General features: G+C 55.8%; 21 protein-coding genes. 19 read left to right on the top strand and 2 right to left on the bottom strand.

Annotated elements, in window-relative coordinates; translation table 11 throughout:
* The first annotated feature begins 9 nt into the window (after nucleotides 1-9).
* From DWB63_RS09025 to DWB63_RS08950, 16 genes are all read left to right on the top strand, one after another.
* Nucleotides 10-222, top strand: coding sequence for a TraR/DksA family transcriptional regulator (locus DWB63_RS09025; RefSeq protein ID WP_128328502.1), 213 nt, complete (start codon nucleotides 10-12; stop codon nucleotides 220-222).
* Nucleotides 210-953, top strand: a complete 744-nt coding sequence (locus DWB63_RS09020) for a transglycosylase SLT domain-containing protein (protein WP_128328501.1) — start codon at nucleotides 210-212, stop codon at nucleotides 951-953. The genes DWB63_RS09025 and DWB63_RS09020 overlap by 13 nt, the downstream gene beginning before the upstream one ends.
* Nucleotides 941-1489 (top strand): hypothetical protein, encoded by a 549-nt coding sequence (locus tag DWB63_RS09015; protein ID WP_128328500.1) that lies wholly within the window; start codon nucleotides 941-943, stop codon nucleotides 1487-1489. Before DWB63_RS09020 ends, DWB63_RS09015 begins: the two co-directional genes overlap by 13 nt.
* A gap of 96 nt (nucleotides 1490-1585) precedes the next feature.
* Entirely contained in the window at nucleotides 1586-1801 is a 216-nt protein-coding gene (locus tag DWB63_RS09010) for a hypothetical protein (RefSeq protein WP_128328499.1), read from the top strand.
* Between the two features lie 19 nt (nucleotides 1802-1820).
* Nucleotides 1821-2102, top strand: coding sequence for a putative phage tail assembly chaperone (locus DWB63_RS09005; RefSeq protein WP_128328498.1), 282 nt, complete (start codon nucleotides 1821-1823; stop codon nucleotides 2100-2102).
* A 165-nt stretch (nucleotides 2103-2267) separates the two neighbouring features.
* Entirely contained in the window at nucleotides 2268-4058 is a 1791-nt protein-coding gene (locus tag DWB63_RS09000; RefSeq protein WP_128328497.1) for a phage tail tape measure protein, read from the top strand.
* Between the two features lie 3 nt (nucleotides 4059-4061).
* Complete coding sequence (locus DWB63_RS08995; RefSeq protein WP_128328496.1) at nucleotides 4062-4394, top strand: DUF2590 family protein; 333 nt, start codon at nucleotides 4062-4064, stop codon at nucleotides 4392-4394.
* Nucleotides 4391-5563: a baseplate J/gp47 family protein gene (locus tag DWB63_RS08990; RefSeq protein WP_128328495.1), complete on the top strand. Its 1173-nt coding sequence runs from the start codon at nucleotides 4391-4393 to the stop codon at nucleotides 5561-5563. The genes DWB63_RS08995 and DWB63_RS08990 overlap by 4 nt, the downstream gene beginning before the upstream one ends.
* Nucleotide 5564: 1 nt before the next feature.
* A complete protein-coding gene (locus DWB63_RS08985; RefSeq protein ID WP_128328494.1) occupies nucleotides 5565-6173 on the top strand; it encodes a phage tail protein in 609 nt (202 codons plus the stop codon).
* Nucleotides 6174-6182: 9 nt separating this feature from the next.
* Nucleotides 6183-7454: a phage tail protein gene (locus DWB63_RS08980; protein WP_128328493.1), complete on the top strand. Its 1272-nt coding sequence runs from the start codon at nucleotides 6183-6185 to the stop codon at nucleotides 7452-7454.
* Entirely contained in the window at nucleotides 7454-8629 is a 1176-nt protein-coding gene (locus tag DWB63_RS08975; protein ID WP_128328492.1) for a hypothetical protein, read from the top strand. Before DWB63_RS08980 ends, DWB63_RS08975 begins: the two co-directional genes overlap by 1 nt.
* Nucleotides 8630-8639: 10 nt before the next feature.
* Nucleotides 8640-9284: a phage tail assembly chaperone gene (locus DWB63_RS08970; protein ID WP_128328491.1), complete on the top strand. Its 645-nt coding sequence runs from the start codon at nucleotides 8640-8642 to the stop codon at nucleotides 9282-9284.
* Nucleotides 9285-9287: 3 nt separating this feature from the next.
* Nucleotides 9288-10190, top strand: coding sequence for a hypothetical protein (locus DWB63_RS08965; protein ID WP_128328490.1), 903 nt, complete (start codon nucleotides 9288-9290; stop codon nucleotides 10188-10190).
* The gene (locus DWB63_RS08960) at nucleotides 10187-10717 is read left to right on the top strand and encodes a DNA-binding protein (protein WP_128328489.1); all 531 of its coding nucleotides are present in this window, start codon (nucleotides 10187-10189) and stop codon (nucleotides 10715-10717) included. The genes DWB63_RS08965 and DWB63_RS08960 overlap by 4 nt, the downstream gene beginning before the upstream one ends.
* On the top strand, nucleotides 10714-11418 hold the full coding sequence (locus DWB63_RS08955; protein ID WP_128328488.1) for a hypothetical protein: 705 nt from the start codon (nucleotides 10714-10716) through the stop codon (nucleotides 11416-11418). The genes DWB63_RS08960 and DWB63_RS08955 overlap by 4 nt, the downstream gene beginning before the upstream one ends.
* Nucleotides 11388-12509, top strand: coding sequence for a hypothetical protein (locus DWB63_RS08950; protein ID WP_128328487.1), 1122 nt, complete (start codon nucleotides 11388-11390; stop codon nucleotides 12507-12509). The genes DWB63_RS08955 and DWB63_RS08950 overlap by 31 nt, the downstream gene beginning before the upstream one ends.
* On the opposite strand, the gene DWB63_RS08945 is transcribed toward DWB63_RS08950, so the two are convergent.
* Nucleotides 12506-13372, bottom strand: a complete 867-nt coding sequence (locus DWB63_RS08945) for a hypothetical protein (RefSeq protein WP_128328486.1) — start codon at nucleotides 13370-13372, stop codon at nucleotides 12506-12508. The two genes, DWB63_RS08950 and DWB63_RS08945, sit on opposite strands and share 4 nt — an antisense overlap.
* A gap of 67 nt (nucleotides 13373-13439) precedes the next feature.
* Between DWB63_RS08945 and DWB63_RS08940 the strand changes: the two genes are divergently transcribed.
* From DWB63_RS08940 to DWB63_RS08930, 3 genes are all read left to right on the top strand, one after another.
* The gene (locus DWB63_RS08940; protein ID WP_128328485.1) at nucleotides 13440-13802 is read left to right on the top strand and encodes a BRCT domain-containing protein; all 363 of its coding nucleotides are present in this window, start codon (nucleotides 13440-13442) and stop codon (nucleotides 13800-13802) included.
* 322 nt (nucleotides 13803-14124) lie between these two features.
* Nucleotides 14125-14349 carry a hypothetical protein gene (locus DWB63_RS08935; protein ID WP_128328484.1) on the top strand — a complete coding sequence of 75 codons (225 nt, stop codon included), beginning with the start codon at nucleotides 14125-14127 and terminating at the stop codon, nucleotides 14347-14349.
* Between the two features lie 191 nt (nucleotides 14350-14540).
* Nucleotides 14541-15374, top strand: a complete 834-nt coding sequence (locus tag DWB63_RS08930; protein WP_128328483.1) for a hypothetical protein — start codon at nucleotides 14541-14543, stop codon at nucleotides 15372-15374.
* Nucleotides 15375-15456: 82 nt separating this feature from the next.
* Here DWB63_RS08930 and DWB63_RS08925 read toward each other — a convergent pair whose 3' ends face one another.
* Nucleotides 15457-17088, bottom strand: a complete 1632-nt coding sequence (locus DWB63_RS08925) for a hypothetical protein (RefSeq protein WP_128328482.1) — start codon at nucleotides 17086-17088, stop codon at nucleotides 15457-15459.
* Between the last annotated feature and the right edge of the window lie 888 nt (nucleotides 17089-17976).

Below are 17976 nucleotides of genomic sequence, written 5' to 3'. Positions count from 1 at the left end.
GGCGCGACCATGGCAGATTTTTGCGACATCGGCAGCGACATGGAACGGTTGGCGCGGGACACCGCCATTGCCAACGCCGGAATGAAACACACCGACGCGCCCAGCCGGGAGACGTGCGCCGAATGCGGCCACGTCATCCCGGAGGCGCGCCGCCAAGCAATCCCCGGCGTAACGCTTTGTGTAAAGTGCCAAACCGGATCGGAGGAAGCATGCCCGAAGTAGCCGGACTCTCGTTTCTCATCGACCTCGTCTATACCCTCACCTCCGCGCTGTTGCTGTTCTACGGACTACGCTTCCTGGACAAACGCAGCGGACGCCCTTGGAAAGGCACCATGGCAACCATCCGGCAGGATCCCCTGGCAAGTGCGCTCTATCACGGCTTGCGCATCCTGGCCCTTTGCCTCTTCGCCGGTCTGCTCATGGGGTGCGCCCCGGCGCATGCAGGCGGTATCCCCGACCGTTACGACAGCGACATCCAGGAAGCTGTCCACCGCTGGTGGCCACGCGGTGAAGAATCCCGATGGGAGTGGTGGAAGGCGCAGTTGTACCAGGAAAGCCAGCTCAATCCCGAAGCGGTATCGCCTGTCGGAGCGCGAGGCTTGGCCCAATTCATGCCAGGAACATGGGACGACGTTTGCCGCCAACTCGGATATGGGCGCGTCTCGCCCCACCTTGTGAAACAAGCGGTCAATGCCGGGGCCTACTACATGGTCAGACTTCGCAACGCATGGACCTCGCCCCGGCCAGAGATTGACCGATGGGACTTGGCCAGGGCGTCCTACAATGCCGGATTCGGCAACATCCTTAAGGCTCAGGGATTGGCCGGTGGCGCATCAAGGTACGCTGACATCATCGCGGCCTTGCCGTCCGTGACCGGCAGGCATGCCCAGGAAACCATCATCTACAACCAGCGCATCCACCGCTGGTATGGAGAAATCACATGCTCTCGTTGACGTCCATCGCCTCCATCGTGACGGGCATCTTCAGCAGTTCTTGGGGCTGGCTCAAGTGGGCATTGCTGGCCGCGCTCGCCGCCGCCCTTATCACAGCTTTGGCCCTGCACTGGAACGACTACCAACACGCCAAGCATAACGCCGTCTACTACCAGGACAAATGGGACCAGGCCCAGGCCGATCTACTGCAGGCCGCATCCATAGCCCGGCAGAATGCCGAGGCGTGGGCCATGGAGAGATCGCGGTTGGAAGCCGACCTGGAATTGTCGGCGCGGGTGTCGGCAGCCCGGAGCGACAGCCTGAACAAACTGGCCGGGCAGATCGCCCAGCTCAAAAAGATAACGAGGCCGGACCATGAAAAGGATTGCCCTATCCACCCTGCTATTGTTGCCGCTTTTGACCTCCTGCGCGGGGAGGACGCCGGAACCGCAGACGGTCCTGATTCCGAAGCTGGAGGTGAGGATCCTGACCCCGCCGCCGGAGCTGCAATGGTGCCTGGACGCGCCGCCACTTCCCCCCTCGTCTATGAGCGGTAGCGACGTGGGCGAATACATGCTTCGGCTGCATGCGGCCCATGCGGATTGCCTCGGCAAGATCAAGGAACTCCGCCGGTGGGCCGGGGAGGTTCGGCAATGAGTGCCATGGACCGCGAGGACATGCAGATCCTGCTCGCGCGCATCGACGAACGGGTCAAGGACATCCAGCAGGACGTCAAGTCTATCAACGATTCCCGCAAATGCCAGGGCCACGCGGTGAAGATCAAATTTCTTGAGCGCATGGTCTGGGGCTGCACCTCCGCTGTCGCCCTGCTCGGCCTGCGCTCGCTGTTCGAAATGATGAAACGTTAACCCTTTGGAGGAAAACACCATGAAGAAAAACATCACCCTGACCATCAACGGCGACGATATCCGCTTTGAAGTGGACAATGACGACTACAATAAGTTCGTCAACGAAATGCAGCCGACCAGCAAGGTTGCCCCGGCACAAAATTTCCTCATGCGTACCGTTGTCGCCGACGACAAGGACGCGCTGAAGAAGCTGCTGGAACTCCCCGGAGCTGGCATTGATATCGTCGGCAACCTTGTTCAGGAATACACCCCCGCCCTGTCCATCACCGTGGGAAAGTCGAGCGTGCCGCCGAGCGAATAAGCCAGGACGCCATCGGGCAATTCCTGGCCCTCCACTGGAAGTGGTTCGGGAATCGCCCGGTGTCCGACGACTCGCTGGGGCAGGCACTGTTCCTGGAAAAGGACCACTGGGAAAAAATGAGCGTGGCCGTGACCAACGGCATCGCCAAGGCATTCGGGAAATAGCATGAGCGCCAAGCTGGAAAAACTGACCTTCACCATTGACCTGTTGGAACGAGTGTCCGGGCCGATCCGCAAGGTGCAGCGCGTCATGGGGTCCATGGCAGACGCCTCGGAAAAGGCCTTCAAAAAGGTCGGCATGGGCGCGGCTGGCGTGGCCGGTGCCGGATATTCCATGATGAAATTCATCAACCCCGCCGAAGAAATGCGCCAGGCCTTGGGTGAGGTCGGCAGCCTGGACGTGGACCAGGACACGCTAAAAGGCCTGTCTACAAAAGCACTTCAATACTCCATCAAGTACGGGCGAGCTGCGGACGGATTCGTCCGCTCTGCCTACGACATCCAATCCTCCATCAATGGACTTAAGGGAACCGACCTGGCGGAGTTTACCAATGTCGCCAACGTCCTTGCCGTGGGTGGCAAGTCCGACTCCAACACCATGACCGACTACATGGGGACCATGTACGGCATCTTCAAGGCCCAGGCCGAAAAAATCGGCAAGGTCAATTGGGTCAAGCAACTGGCCGGTCAGACGGCTACGGCCATCCAACTGTTCAAGACAACCGGATCCGAGATGTCCTCTGCCTTTACTGCCGTCGGAGCCAACGCCACATCTGCCGGAATTGATGTCGTCGAACAGATGGCCGTCATGGGCAAGCTCCAGGCGACCATGTCCGGCTCCGAGGCCGGGACCAAGTACAAGGCGTTTCTGGCTGGGGCAGGCAAGGCCCAGAAGAAACTCGGCCTTTCCTTTGTTGACTCAGACGGCAAGATGCTCGGCATGTTGGACATCCTGGGCAAGCTCAAGGGCAAATTCGGCGACACCTTGAGCGTGGCCGAATCGGATGCCCTGAAGGATGCCTTCGGCTCCGACGAGGCAGTGTCCATGCTTAAACTGCTCATGGCTGACACCACCGGCCTGGCCGGGGCCATGGATAAATTAGGCCAGGTGAAGGGCATGGAAAAGGCCGAGCAGATGGCCGCACATATGGTCACGCCGATGCAACGCCTGGGACAGGGCGTCACGGCCCTGACCATCGGCATCGGCAACGGGCTTGCCCCGGCCCTGGATCCGCTTATCAACGGCATAGCCGACGCCACTGCGACCATGACAGCTTGGATGGGCAAATATCCAAACCTGACCCGGTGGATAGGATACGGGGTCCTGGCCGTCATTACCCTGACCGGAGTAATGGGCGCGCTCACCCTAGTGACCGGCCTCATGAAGCTGGGCTTCATCGGCTTGAGTGGTCCCCTCGCCGCTGCCAAGTGGGGGCTGGCCCTGTTCACCAAGCAAGGCATCATCGGCAAAGGAGTCCTGCTCGCCTTCCAGGGCGTCATGTGGCTGGTCAACGCAGCCATGGCCGCGAACCCTGCCGTGCTGATCGTCCTGGCAATCGTTGCCCTCATCGCTGCCGTTGCCGCCGCCATCTACTGGTGGGACGACCTGAAGGCCGCGTTCCTGGACACATCCTGGGGGCAAGCCATCATGAAGGTTATCGACGTGGTGCTTGGCGGACTGAAGGCCCTGGTCAATCCCATCGGATTCGTCATGGACCATATCGGGGCCATAGGCGAGTTCTTCGGATTCGGCAGCGAAACAGCAGCCCCGACGACCTCCCCGTCCCTGGAGGCCTCCAAGCGCACGAACTTGCCCCCTGGCGGCGTGACCAACCACATCGCCAAGACCGTGGCGAACAACAGCAGCAACTCCCGGTCCATCGGCCAGGTCACCATCAACTCCGAGCAGCCCATGACCCGACAGGCCCTGGATGAAATGCTCTACACGGGGACATAGCCCATGCCCGACGAGAAATATTTCGACATCCTCATCACCGACGACGACATCACCCTGGACGTCGGGGGTATCCCGGAGCGTTGTTGTGACCGGGACTCCATCGCCCAGGATCTGGTCCACATGATCCGGGAAACAGGGTTGCTTGTCGAACTGGTAGGCAACCGCGACGAGGGGAAGAAAGCCGAGAACATCGTCAAGCTGACCCTCGAAGTGGACAACGACGAACGCATTGTCCCCGGAACGTGCCAGATCACCGAGACATCCCTGGGCGTCTTCTACTTGCAGGCCGAAACCGTTGAATTCGGCCCCATCTACTCAACCGTGGAGATTTCATGAGCCAGGAATTGTTCGAGTCCATGCTGGCCGAGGCGGGCATCCCCACCACCGAAGCGGACATGACCGCGCGCTGGAAGCAAATCAACGAGGATGAAGGCAGCCTCATCACCAACGATTCAAAGTGGAGTCCGTTCTGGAAGCTCATCACGGCCATTGTCACGACACCGTGCAAGCTGCTCGTTTCCCTGTTGGTCAAGACCGCCCTGCCGAACCTGTTTCTGAAATACGCCTCCGGGGCGTGGCTCGACGTCTATGCGTGGGGGGTGGACCTGACCCGCAAGGCCAGCACCAAGGCGGTCGGCAATGTGACCTTCGCCAGACCGACCGCTGCCGGGGAGCTGACCGTCCCCTCCGGCACCGTGATCGAAAGCCCGACCTTGGACGGCTACGTCTACCGCGTGACCGTGACCGCCGACACGACCTGCCCGGATGGAAGCTTGACCTTCACCGCGCCGGTCGAGGCCGAACAAGCGGGATCCGCGTACAACCTCGGCCCTGGATACTATTCCATCCTGGCCGCACCCATCCCCGGAATTGCGTCCGTGACCAACCTTTCGGATTGGCTGACCACGCCGGGAGCGGATGAAGAGTCCAACGAGGAACTCCGGCTGCGGGGGCAGAACCAATTCAGTGCCGTAGGCCAGTACCACCACGACGCCGCGTACAAGGCCTGCATCGCCGAGTATGCCGGGATCCGCACGGACTATCTCTACTTCGAACATAATGCACCCCGTGGTCCCGGCACTGCCAACTGTTTTATCATGATCGCCACCGGCGCGCCGCCGCAGGAATTTGTGGACAACATCAACACCTATGTGCGCGATTCCGGCAACCACGGTCACGGCGACGACATGGTGTGCTTTCCCATGCCGGAGACGGCCTACGACCTGAGCGTGACCGTGTACCCCGTCCCCAACCTGGACACGGACAAGCAAGCGTCTCTGCTCCGAAGTGTGGAAGACATGGTCCGTTGCGCCTTCCGGGAAAACACCGATTTCACCATGACCCTGACCTGGCCGTATGGCCGTTTTTCCCTGTCCCAACTCGACAAGGATTTGCATGCCAGCCTGCCGAACCTCCTTTCTGTCGAGTTCGACCGAGCCGGGGATATCGTGTCCGAAATGGACCTGCCCGTCCTTGGGACCCTGACCGTGGAGATAGGGGCATAACATGGCTGACGAAACCACCCCTGAAGTCACCCTGCCCTTCTGGATGTCCGGCCCGGAGCTGACCAAGCTCGCCAGAGCCGCGCAAAAATGGTTCGCGCTACTCATGGGCTGGGCCATCTGGCCTGTGCAGCAAATGGACCCGGAAACCTGCACGGAAACAGTTCTGGACCTCATAGCCTGGCAGCGGGATATCAGCCGCTTCAACGGCGAACCGCTGGCCCTGTACCGGCTGCGCGTGAAGTACGCCTACATCAACGCGAAAGATGCCGGGAGCGTGGCCGGATTCAAGCGCATCTTCCAGCGTTTGGGCGTGGGCTACCTTGAAATTGAAGAACGGATGCCGGGCCGGGATTGGGACGTCATCGGCCTGCAGCTCTCCGACACCCAACTAGCGGACAACCAGGCCCTGCTGCAGGAGCTCATCCAGCACTATGGCCGGACCTGCCGCCGGTATGAATGGACCCTCATCTCACCGCTGCCCATAAGCATCAGGGTGGAGACATTCGACAACGACTATCAAACCTTTTGCGCGTCCGTGCCGCCGCTCTCCATCGGGCCGCGCCTGGACGAATTCAACAACGACTCGGCGGTCATCACCGCCAAGCTGTAAGGAGCCACCATGAGCAGTGCCATCACCAATGCAGGCGAGAACCTTATCGCCCTGCACCAAAACCAGGAAACCGCGCTTGTCATCGACAGATTCATCCTTGCCAAACTGGAGGGGATAGACCCTTCCGGGGCCGTGGACCGAACCGAAGGGCTGCCGGATGCCGGGGATATCGTCTACGAATACTCCCTCCCGGAAGAAAACAAGGGGTATATCAACCCCAACCAGGTCGTGTATTCCATGCTGTTGACCTCCGACATCGGGGATTTCGACTTCAATTGGGTGGGGCTTTACTCTTCGGCTGACGATGCCGTCATTGCCATCACCTACTGCCCCACTCTTTCCAAGTGGAAGACGGCCCATCCGGTCATGGGCAACGCCCTGACCCGCAATTTCATGCTGGAATATTCCGGCATCCAGGCCACGACCAATATAACCGTTGAGGCGTCCACCTGGCAGATCGACTTCACGGCCCGGCTCAAGGGCATTGATGAACGAGAGCGGCTGTCAAACCGCGACATTTACGGCGGTGCCTGCTTCTTCGGTGACGGCTACCTGGTCGTCAACGATGCAGGGGCCTTCAAGGTTCAGCCCGGCATCGCCTACGTGGAGGGCATCCGCATAGCCCTGGCCGCGCAACAGACCATTTCCCCGGCACTGCCTGCCGAAGTGTTCCTGGACGTGGCCCTGCAGCAGCAGGACTCCGACCGGGTGGCCGTGGCCTCTATCGTGTTCGCGGATCCCGGAGACTACGTGGACGGGACCAACGACGGCCACTACGGGCAGAAGGTCGCCATGGTTGACGCGGCAGGAGTGGTAACGGATTGCAGGCCGATGACGTTGGCCGGGGATATGGGCGGCGTTGTGGCCGCAAAAGACCATACCCACAAAACCGAAGAAGTGACTGACCTCCTTTCTGAATCCCATACTTACTCCGCTCCCCAAGGGTATAAGCAGGCCTTGCTGGAAATAGAGGATGGCACTGTTGCCTGGGACTGTTCTGTGGTCCCCTCGGCCATCCTGTACCTGGACGACGACGTGACCGAAATGGTCATCGGTAGATACCGCCCCGGCGACGCTTACGACCTGACCATCGTGCAGGGTCCCGGCGGCAAGGCATGCACCATGCCCTCGGCCCTGCTGTGGCCCGACGGCGAGGGCTACGAGCCGGAGACTGACGCCGGGACCATCGACCGCATTTACCTCGCACCATTTACCGACCCGAAAGACGGCAAGGTCAAGGTTTTGGCAACTGCCGAATACAGCTACAAGGAGGCCGAGTAATGTCCTGGCTGAGACGCAGAATCCAACGCGCCAAATCCGGCAAGGGCAACTGGTTTGGTGACGGCAGTGACGGCGACATCCGCATCACCTCTGCCGGTGCCGAGCAAAGTTTCGACGGCGGCGTGACCTGGTCAACCATTTCCACCTGGACCCTCGTCGATTCGGTCGTGTCCATCCCGTCCGAGCAGGACGGCGATATGGTCGTGATCAACGCTGTAAATTTGACCGTTGACGAAGGGTATTTGCTGACCATTGCCAACCGCTGCCGGGGGCTGCTGATCTATTGCACCGGCAATGCCACCATCAACGGCACCCTGTCCATGACCGCCCGTGGCTGCCATGCAAACCCGGCGGACGCCACGGTCACCAGCGATACACCGGTGGCCCCGAGTGACGGCAACGCTGTGCCGTCGGAGGGGCTGATTATTCGCCGTTTGGCTGCTGGCCACACGGATACTCATACGGATGCCACGCTCGGCTATGGCTGTGGGCAGACCGTCGTGGATAGCGAGGCCAATCAACCCGAGGTTACTGGCAACGGGGTGGTCATTGCGATACCCCGTGTGGGTGGAACTGGAGCCGAACCGGGCGGCGGGTATGGCGATGGTGTTAGAAATATCGCCCCGTCTGGAGGCACCAAAGCAAATGCCCCCGGCGGAGGAGGGTCAGCCAGCCATATGGGGAACTCTGGGGGTACTGGCTATGCAGGTCAGGCGAGCGACGGGACTTGTTTCTCTGGAGGCCCGGGTAGTGGCCCCGGACATGGCTCCATCACTGGCGATGACGCTGCACCATACGGAGGGGCGGGAGGAGATTTTTCCGCCAACGGATTGACAAATTATTATCCCGGAGGGTCTGGGAACCCCGGAGGGTCAGGCACACCCAATGGGAATAACGGCACTGGGGGGTTGCTGCTGTTAATCTCTCGAGGAGGAGTCACCGGCACTGGCAGTTTTGAAAGCGAAGGAGCGGCGGCAGTAGCGTACAGCGCGGCTGTTGGCGGCCCGTCTGGAGGCGGCCTGATCGGATTGTTTCACGGAGGCGCATGGACATTTACAGGGGATATCAGCTTTGCGGGCGGGGTGGATGGATATGCGCCATTGTACGGCACCGCCCAGCGGAGCGGCTTTGGTGGCGATGGCGACTGCATCGGCCCGATCAAAATAGATCAATAAGGAGATAGTCATGCAAATCTTTAAATACATAGACGGCACCACCCATGCGGCGCAACAGGTCAACCACAACGGCCAAGTTTACCCGGCCTCCTACCTCACCCGACGCACCGCCGAAAGCGAGGCGGCATGGATTGAGCGTATGGCAGTTATCGGCGTGACCCCGGTTAAATACGAGCCATGGACCGGCGACCCCAACACCCAATCCAAGGGCGACCCCGTGGAGACCCTGACCGACGGCTGGCTGGTCATCGGCTACCCCAATACCACCGACAAAACGCCGTATTACAACAAGGCTACCCGCGAGACGATGTACGTGGCCGAAGGGCAAACCGTGCCGGATACCTACACGGCCCTGGAGCCGACCTATGGGACATATTCTGTCTGGGATGATTCCGCTGGAGCTTGGGAATTCGACACCGAGCGCAAGGCTGTGAATGTCCGTGCCGAGCGCGATGGGTTGATGGCCGCAAGCGATGCGAAAGTATTGCAGCTTGAGCGTCAAATACGCCTGGCAAGTGTTGCCGGAGAAGACACGACCGCCCTCTCAGCAACGTTGGTCCAATGGGACACGTACCGGGAGGGACTCTGCGACGTGCCGGAACAGGCGGGATTCCCCGGCGCGGTGGAATGGCCGGTGGAACCTGTGAGCGAATAGCCCATGTGGACGCCTGTATCTTTGACAATGCCCTCTCCCCTGGGGGCAGCCCATGACACTCTTCAGGACTGCCGGGCCAATGCGCCAGGAGAACTGAACGCCGGAAAAACTCGACTGACCAATGTGGCCGGCAGCGTGAAAATCAACACCAATCCGGTCCTGGGAACGGTGGGCAACATCGACGCCTTGCGGCAGGCCATGACCGGCCTGCTGCAAACCGGGGGCCTGTTCGCCTGTGTCCATCCGTACATCCATCCGACCGGCGACCGGCGCGGGGACTATGCCTTCCTGACACCGCAACAGGCTGCCACCGGCATGGTCGACAAACTTGGAGACGTCATGGACCTGCCGCCGGGCGGGGACCTTCAGGCCGTGTTTTTGCTCCTGCGCGGTGTTGAACACACGGGCTTTGCCGACACGCTGAAGGCGTTCAACGCGGTTTTCCCGGTGACGGAGTTACAGCTTGCCGAACGGCGGGCCGCATGGCTGGCAACACTGGAAACCGACAAGCTTATCCAGGCGACCGGCCCGGTACATCCGGCATGGCATAAGCAGGATCCACGCCGCCATGAGCGCGCCGCCGACCTGGATACGGCCTTGGGCGCGCAAGTTGCCCTGGGCGAAGGGTATGCCCTGGAATCCGTGCGGCCGGAAGACGAACTGGCCGCGCTCATCGACAAGAAGCAGGCCCACGTCACCCAATTGGAAACGGCCTGGACAGCGTTGCAGGACGTGATCCAGGGCGGGACCGGACTCGGCCAGATCCTGACCGGGAACCGCGATAGCATACACCGGCAACTGAACGAGGCCCTGCCCCCGGTCGAGGGCTATAAACTCGCGGCCATGTGCTGTTGGATCGGGACCGACGAGCAGACAACGTTTATCAAGGAGCTGCTGGGCTTATGAGCTTCATGCGTTTGAACGACTACAACGTCCCCGGCTACGGCATGGTGGTCGGCGTGAGCATGGACATCAAGGCGTCCGATGCCTCCGGCGAAACGAGCGGGACCGATGAAGTGGACAAGGGGACCAAGGCGAAAAAGGTATCCGTGTCCCTGTCCATCCGCTTTGCCGACGAGAACCACCTGCGCCAACTCAGCCGCGTGAGCGAAGCCAAGAGCAACGGCTCGCGCAAGATTTACACCCTGACCAACCGTACTGCCAACGCGGTGGGCGTGCGCCAGGTCCGCTTTGCCGAGAATATCACCTTCCAGGAGAAAGACGGCCTGCAAGCTTGGGACGTATCCTTCACCCTGAAGGAATACCTGTCTGTGCCGGAGCGCGTCGAAAAACGGGAAAAGAAACCGGAAGCCGTGGCCCAGACCTCGGAAGGCACGGCCACCGAAACCACAGCCCAGACAGCGGAAGCGGTCGAAGAACCCAAAAGCATGTTTGAAAATGTTCTGGCTTCGATCGACAAGGCCCTGGCATGAAGCTGCGCAAGACCTTTTACGTCAACGACGAAGCGGTCAAGCTGGTGGAGGAAGACGTCCACCTTTCGCTTTATTCGCCGGGCCGGGCCATATTCCAGGTGCAGAGCGCGGCACCGCTTACCGGCCATGTTCGCCTGGATGTCGGCTACTCGACCCAGGACAAGGACCAAACCTATTTCATCGGCGTAATCCGGGACAGCCAAACCGTGGACACCGACCAGCAGCGGCTCCGCTGCCGCGAATTGACCTGCGTTCTGTACACGCAGCTCCACGCCGCCCTGCGCCACCCCACCCTGCGGGACGTGGTGCAATGGTACACCGACCAGACCGGCCTGCGCTTCGTGGTCCCGGATAAGCCCTATGCCGCGAAACAGGTCCCGGCGTTCTACACGCTGGGCGACGGGTTCCACGGCATCAACTCGCTGGGCGCGATTTTCGGCATCGAGGACTACATCTGGCAACAGCAAGGGGACGGCACCGTGTTCGTGGGGTCCTGGCAGGACTCCCGATGGGCCACCAGGCCGGTGACGATCCCGGAGGAACGCTTCACGAAAGTGACGGCCACCGGCGGCAAGGAGTCGCAGGTCATGCCCCAACTGCGCCCCGGCATTCGGCTCAACGGGAAATACCTCACCGGCGTACAACTGACCGGACACAAGATGGTGACCACATGCGAAAACTCATTGAAAAAATTGTCCTGAAGATCTTCCCGGAACTGTCCGGCGGGTTGCACCTCGACCGATATGCGCGCGTCCTGGCCGTGAACGATGCCCCGGTATCCGGCGGCACATCCGAGCGGTTCAGGCCACGCTATAGCGTAGACCTGCAAATGCTGACCGCAAGCTTGGAGATTGACGGGAACTTTCCGATTTATGAGGCGGTCCCCCTGCCCGTCACCATGGGTTGCGGCCAGGAGGCCGGACTGTTCGGCTTCCCGGAGCCGGGAACCATCGTGACGGTCGGATTCGCCTATGGACGGCCGGACCACCCGCTGGTGCGCCAGATATACCCGCAGGGCATGAGCCTGCCCCAGGTCGCCCTGGGCGAACACCGTTGGCAGCAATCGGCGGCAGTAGCCCAGGCCGTGGACAAGGACGGCAACTGGACGCGCAAAACCGACATGGCCATCACCGACAAATCATTGCGCCGGGACATCGAGGCCGTGGAAAATGACGAGGAATATTCACGCGAACACCGAACCATCCGCGAGAACAGCGTGGAGGAGATCGGCGGGTTCAAGATCCTGGAAGCCCTCGGCGCGCTGCGTCTCCGTTCCGGCGGCTCGGCACACCTGACCGCCGTGGACAATATCAACCTGACCACGGCGCGGGACTTCACCCTGACGGCTGCCCAGGACCGCCACGAAGTCACCGGGCGACACCATACCGCCCTGGTCAAAGGCAACCTGGAGGAGACAACCAACGGCAACCGCACCGAGGACGTGGGCGGGGACAGGACAGAATCCACCGGCGGCGACCACACCTCGGACATTGCCGGAAGCACGACCACGACAATCGGGGCCGAATCCACCGAGCAGGTCACGACAACCAAGACCATCGAAGCGCAATTCATCAACCTGGTGGCAACGACGATCCGCATGGGCCAAACAAGTGGCGGGGTAAGCTTGTTGCCCACCCTCATCTCGTTCATGGAGGAAGTACGCTGCGCCCTCCAGGATCTGGCCGACCACGTCCACCCCGACGTCGGCAATTGCAACGTCCAGGGTGAAGTCACCGGGCATTCGGAAGCCGTGGGTGGGCTGAAGGGGAAGTTGAGTTCGATTAGTGGTTAGGCTTCGGATTCAGGAGGCTTGTAGTAAATCAGGCCGTCCCGCTTGTTCATACCCGTAAAGGCTGTGTAAGGCATTTTTCCATGGAAATTACACATTAGTAGACCATCAAAAAAACCGAGATTACAAGCCAGATTTTTGCATTCATCATCGAATTTAAACACATAATATAAAAAGACAACACGGCCTTTTTGTGTAGTTGTATTCACTAAAATATGCATATAATCTTTTTTATATTTTTCCTTCTCGACAGCATTGACACCGTCCCGTGACAAATAATCATCCAATACCCATAGGGCTGACTTAACAATATTTAAAAAATCAAAGACTTCTTCATATGTTCCGATTTCAAATATATCACTTACATTAAAATCAGCGAGCAACTGATGCGTATGCTCTATGTTCGTAATTCCCGATCCATTCTTATTTATATGTCTTTGTTTTTGAACTTCATTTTTATACGCTATAATATTAAAAAATGTCGTCTCGAACGCCTGCCTTTCAAAGGCTTTCCTCGTCGCTTCCAGCTCTTCGCGCTGAAGCTGCAACGCCGCGAAAAAAAAGAACACCCCGGCCAAGGCCCAAAGCGCGCCGACTGTGCCGCCCACAAAGGTGCCGATGTGAGCGGACTTGTCGAGATCAAGGGCAGCGCCGAACAACTCACCCCCGGCCGCAGCAAGGGCCAGGTACCCCACTAGGACCAACACTCCCAAGCCGACAGCTATCCAAGCCAGCTTAACCATATTGTCCTTAGCCCAAGCGCACAAAGTCTTTCTGCAGTTCATTATGAAGCCTCCATTATAGAATTCATCAAAGGCATAGAGGAAAAACGACAAGCGAACAAGCCTTGCCAAAAAACTCGACATACCAGTTTCCCCACTGCAACAAAAAACATGCTACCGGGCAGGCCATAATCTAAATTTGGAGGAGATTATGGCCGAGAGTAGAGCGCGCATGATCCTGGCTGAAACAGGACTTGCGGAGGAAGAATATGCAAATCTTTCAGAACTAGAAGCGTGGGAGGTCATTTGTAAGTTGCCTGCCCATTTCAGAAAGGAATTCTATGTCCCTGAAATTTGCTTTACTGGCTTTGGACGCGGAAAAGAGAAGGCAATGCTGCAAGAGATTGCGAGGATGAACGGATATCTCGTGCGGGATGCCGTCACAAAGAGACTAGACTTCCTTTGTTGCGGACCTGAACCTGGCCCATCAAAAATTGAACAAGCAGAATTCCAGGGAGTTGAAATCGTCACCATTGAAGAATTCCTGGGAGCAATCGGAATCACTGGTTCTTGACAACAGCACGCCCGGTATGGCCTAATGCCTTAACGGTGTTTAGTCACACCATTCAAGGCGGCAGCCACACCCGTGAGTAGTGGTTTTTTTGCGCCCGACGAGGGGGCAGAAGTGCATAATTTATTATGCCGGGTGGTGGCCTAATACAATACCCTTCGGGGGAATACGCCAACAGTTCCTTGAGCTGTGACTAACCACCCGGCATCTTGCATTTCGCAAGGAGTCTTAGTCACAACTCAAGGAGATGCCCCATGGCACACACGCCCCACCCTCACGCCTCGGCCACAGCAGCGCGACCCCACCCCAACAAGGGGGCGGCACTATGACCGCCAGAGCCGACCCCAGACTGACCCCGCGCAAGGCGCTCTGCCGCCTCCAAAGCATCGGCTACGCCCTGGAGGAACTGTCCATCCTCTCCGAGACAGCCACGGCCAAAGACCTGACCAGCACCCTCTACGTGCTCTCCCAAGTCGTCGAAGAATCCACCATGGCCATGCAGCCGCTACTCCCAAAACACGCCCCACCCAAAATAGACCGAGAAGCCTAAAATAAGCCCCCGGCAGCGGAATGCTGCCGGGGGCTTTTGATTTATGGGGATGGGCCTAGCGGCGGAAGTTGTTCCGTAGGGCAAATACTAAATTATAATACATCAAAGTTCGGTTTTTTATATAGCATAACATAATAAACAACACGTTGAGCCTTATTATAATTTTATCAACTAATTATAAGGAGTTAAGCATGAAAAAGACAGCATTTTTAGTGTTCGTCCTGTTCATGATCGTCGGCTGCAACGGCAAGTGGGGGAAAAACACAGCAGATGTGGCAAATGAAACAACGCTGACAGCCGAGCAGATTGCCCTTCTGAATACCAAAAAATCATATGGTTATTACCCATTGGATCCGCTGCCGATCAACGTAACGTGTAAACCACAGGAAATATTAGAAAACTTACCGGATGAAACCATGCGTCTTGCAATTGGCGAGTTAACCGCCGGTGCTAGTGTATCATACACTGTAGCCTCAGCAAGTGTTAAGGGCAGCAGGTATGTAGTCATTCTTGATTATATTAAATTTGAAACAGATTTTATTGAGACTTCCGTACAAGAACAAACTCTTGATGGTATAACAACGAAGTCACTCTCAATTATATCACCACAAAATAAAGCATCTAAGAAAACGGATTTGCTAGTACCGGCATACGTTGGTGTTGGAGTTCGTCTTTCCGCATATATTCAGGCTTTCGAGTCAGGAGTCGATCTTGGCGGATTGTTCGGAATTGGCGCTGCTGCTGAAGCAAAAAAAATAAGTGGAACTTTGGTTATTCAAACATTGGGGCTAAGTGGCCCAGGAATAAGTGACATAATCCCAATGCCTGTTGAGATTAGTAGATCCTCAATACAAAATGCAATAATGGCACTCGCTTCCATAAAAGCAAAAATGTATGATCTTGATAAACGGTACGTTCATCCGCGCGTTATAGGGATATACAACAACGTCGACAGCGATTCGAACTCAGTTTATCGCTTTATTGCTCAAATGTTAAAGACACCAATCACATTTCCAAAAGAATAATGTATTGGTTAAAAGACTAGCGGCAGGTCATATTGACCTGCCGCTAGTCAATTGCACGCTGATTGCAGAACTATAATGAAATCTACCTCCGGAATCTATTCCGCAAGGCAAAAGCAAACAGAGCGGCCTGGACGGTAATGAGGAGTTGCCAGAGGAACATAAGGGCGCGCAACGCGCTGGGCTCGGTTCCTTTTATGGCCCGAGTCAAGGGGATGAACTTGAGCCACTCGCCGATGACATCGGCCGTAGGCGAGGAGTAAAAGGTCCACCCGAAGAAATCTATCTGAACATCCATGCAGGCCCCCACAAGCAGCACCAACAGTGGCAACACAATAAGCCCCAGAAGCACCCAAAAGGCGCGAACAGGATTTTCCCCGAATCCGCTCACCAGCTTGTACAGCCACAGGGCAAAACAAAGAAGCCTGGATTCCCCATTCTGCCGCAACAACTTCAACTGCGCCTCTTTCTCCGCAATATGCCACTTGGAAGCCTCGTATTCGTTGTTCTCGGCTTTGTACTTCCGTTTCATAGACTGATAAAAATCACGAATAGCCTGCCATTCTGGATTATCAGAATCTTCACTACTAATATGGTAACGCCCATCCTTAATGGACCAATACGACTTCAAAAAATGTACATTTGTCATGTCAGAATAAAGGAAAAAACATTCTTTAAGTTCAATCCCAAGGAGAGTTAAGCCAACTTTCCCATTTGTGCATTGAACAAAATGCAAGCTAGGCACAGAAGTTTTCATTGTCATGAGTGCTTGTTTGAAAAAAACTGTATTAAACTTCATCCCTTTTGGACAAACAATATATACGAACTCAACATACTTATCGAATTCTACGTTATCAAAGCATACAACAGATTTAAATTTAACTTTACTGAAAACTGTTTTGTCACAAAAACGACTCCAAAAAAAAGACACTTTCTTAGCAAACTCTGTTCGATTGAAAAATGCTAACTTTTTGAAATTAGTATTTGTAAACTCGACATCGCTATTAAAACCGGTGTGATCGAACAACGCATGCCCCATAAAAATTGTTTCATTGAAACTAGTTTTGCCATTTAATGTGGCTGATTTAAAGTTAGCATTATCAAATTCATTCTTGCTAAAAGAAACGGATTTACAGAATAGTACTTCATTTAAAAAACAATATGATTTAAATTTCGATTCATTAACTATAGTCTTCTCTCTGAATGTAGAGTTACACCAATATACTGAACTTTTAAAAAGCACTTTTCGCATGTTGCACAAGCCATGAAATTCAACTTTATCAAAGTAAGCCTCGCTACAGAATGTTGCGTTATCAAGATAAAAATCTCCCAAACAAGTTGCTGATGTGAATTGAATTTTTTTCACAGCAGTAATACTTTTAAAAAAAACATTTTCGCTAAAAAATGTTGAATTAAAACGAGTGTTGCCTTCAAAAATAGATTTTTCAAAGTCTATTTCAGGCAATGGATTTTCTATCTTGAACCTTGAAAAACTTATATCCCCAGGGAATATAACACCTGACAAATTACAGCTCTTCCCTGTATCAGTAGCTACTTCAATTATTGCATATACTTGTTGATTAAAATCAACGACGGACAACCCCTTGTGCTCCGCCGGGGCATGAAACAAGCAATACTCTTTGCCATCCTCTGGATCCGTATAAACAACAGGTTGCGGATCATCCCACTTATGTTCTTCACATTTGCAACAGCCCACTGAACGCCTCCCAATTAATTTGAGAAACGGTATAAGATCACAAATTCAACTGCAACCATTCAAATCAAAATAGATCCACACTCCATCGGTCCACAACAAACCCACCACCCCAGAAAAATCACTCCTCCGCTCCCGCTTTCGAGCTTTTTCGTCCGATTTTTGCGCAAGTTCAAGAATACGCAAAACACCCCGGAGAACGTTGGGGTTGTAGGATGTTAAAACCATCACCCTCTTTGCACGTCTTGCAATGATGTGCAGCTCCGCGCAACGCTGACAGGGACTAGACATACTGACTGATAATCAGTTTGTCACAATGGCTGTGCGGGTTCCCGCGTTTTTTTGAAACGCTCCGACTTTTCAAACAAGGGGAAAGGCCACTCTGCATGGCAGTGTTTTAATGGTGTTTTTTCCCATATCCCACGCGGGTTAAGGGCTTCTATGAGGGGTAAAATCGGCGTTGCACAAAACAAGCCTCGCCAGACTCGCAAGGTCCCTATCGGGTCCCTCTCCCCCGGAAACCCTTTATTTAAGCCATCCCGCGACTTATTCGTAATCAGTAGGTCCGGGGTTCAACTCCCCGTTCTGGCTCCAGGAAAGCTAAAGCCTTACAGTGAGTTATTTCACTGTAAGGCTTTTCTTTATTCGACAGAAGTGGCGGCTGTACGCAAATTGTACGCAACTGCCGGAAACATCATCTCAGCATCCATCGTTCTTCTGTGCCAACGTCGAACACCCTTCGCCGTACCATTTTTCGACCGTAGCCGAGCTGATTGGTAGGACGATTCATCCGCTGCAATCAGTTTCTCTATTCGGATGGCCTTGAAACTCGAATGCGCCAGCATCAGAAGCAAAGATGAATTTATAATTTTCCTATTGTCTTCAGACCCG

Source organism: Pseudodesulfovibrio sp. S3 (assembly GCF_004025585.1).
Taxonomy (GTDB): domain Bacteria; phylum Desulfobacterota; class Desulfovibrionia; order Desulfovibrionales; family Desulfovibrionaceae; genus Pseudodesulfovibrio.
The sequence above is the reverse complement of the archived record's forward strand: the minus strand, read 5'-3'. Positions and strand labels throughout refer to the sequence as shown.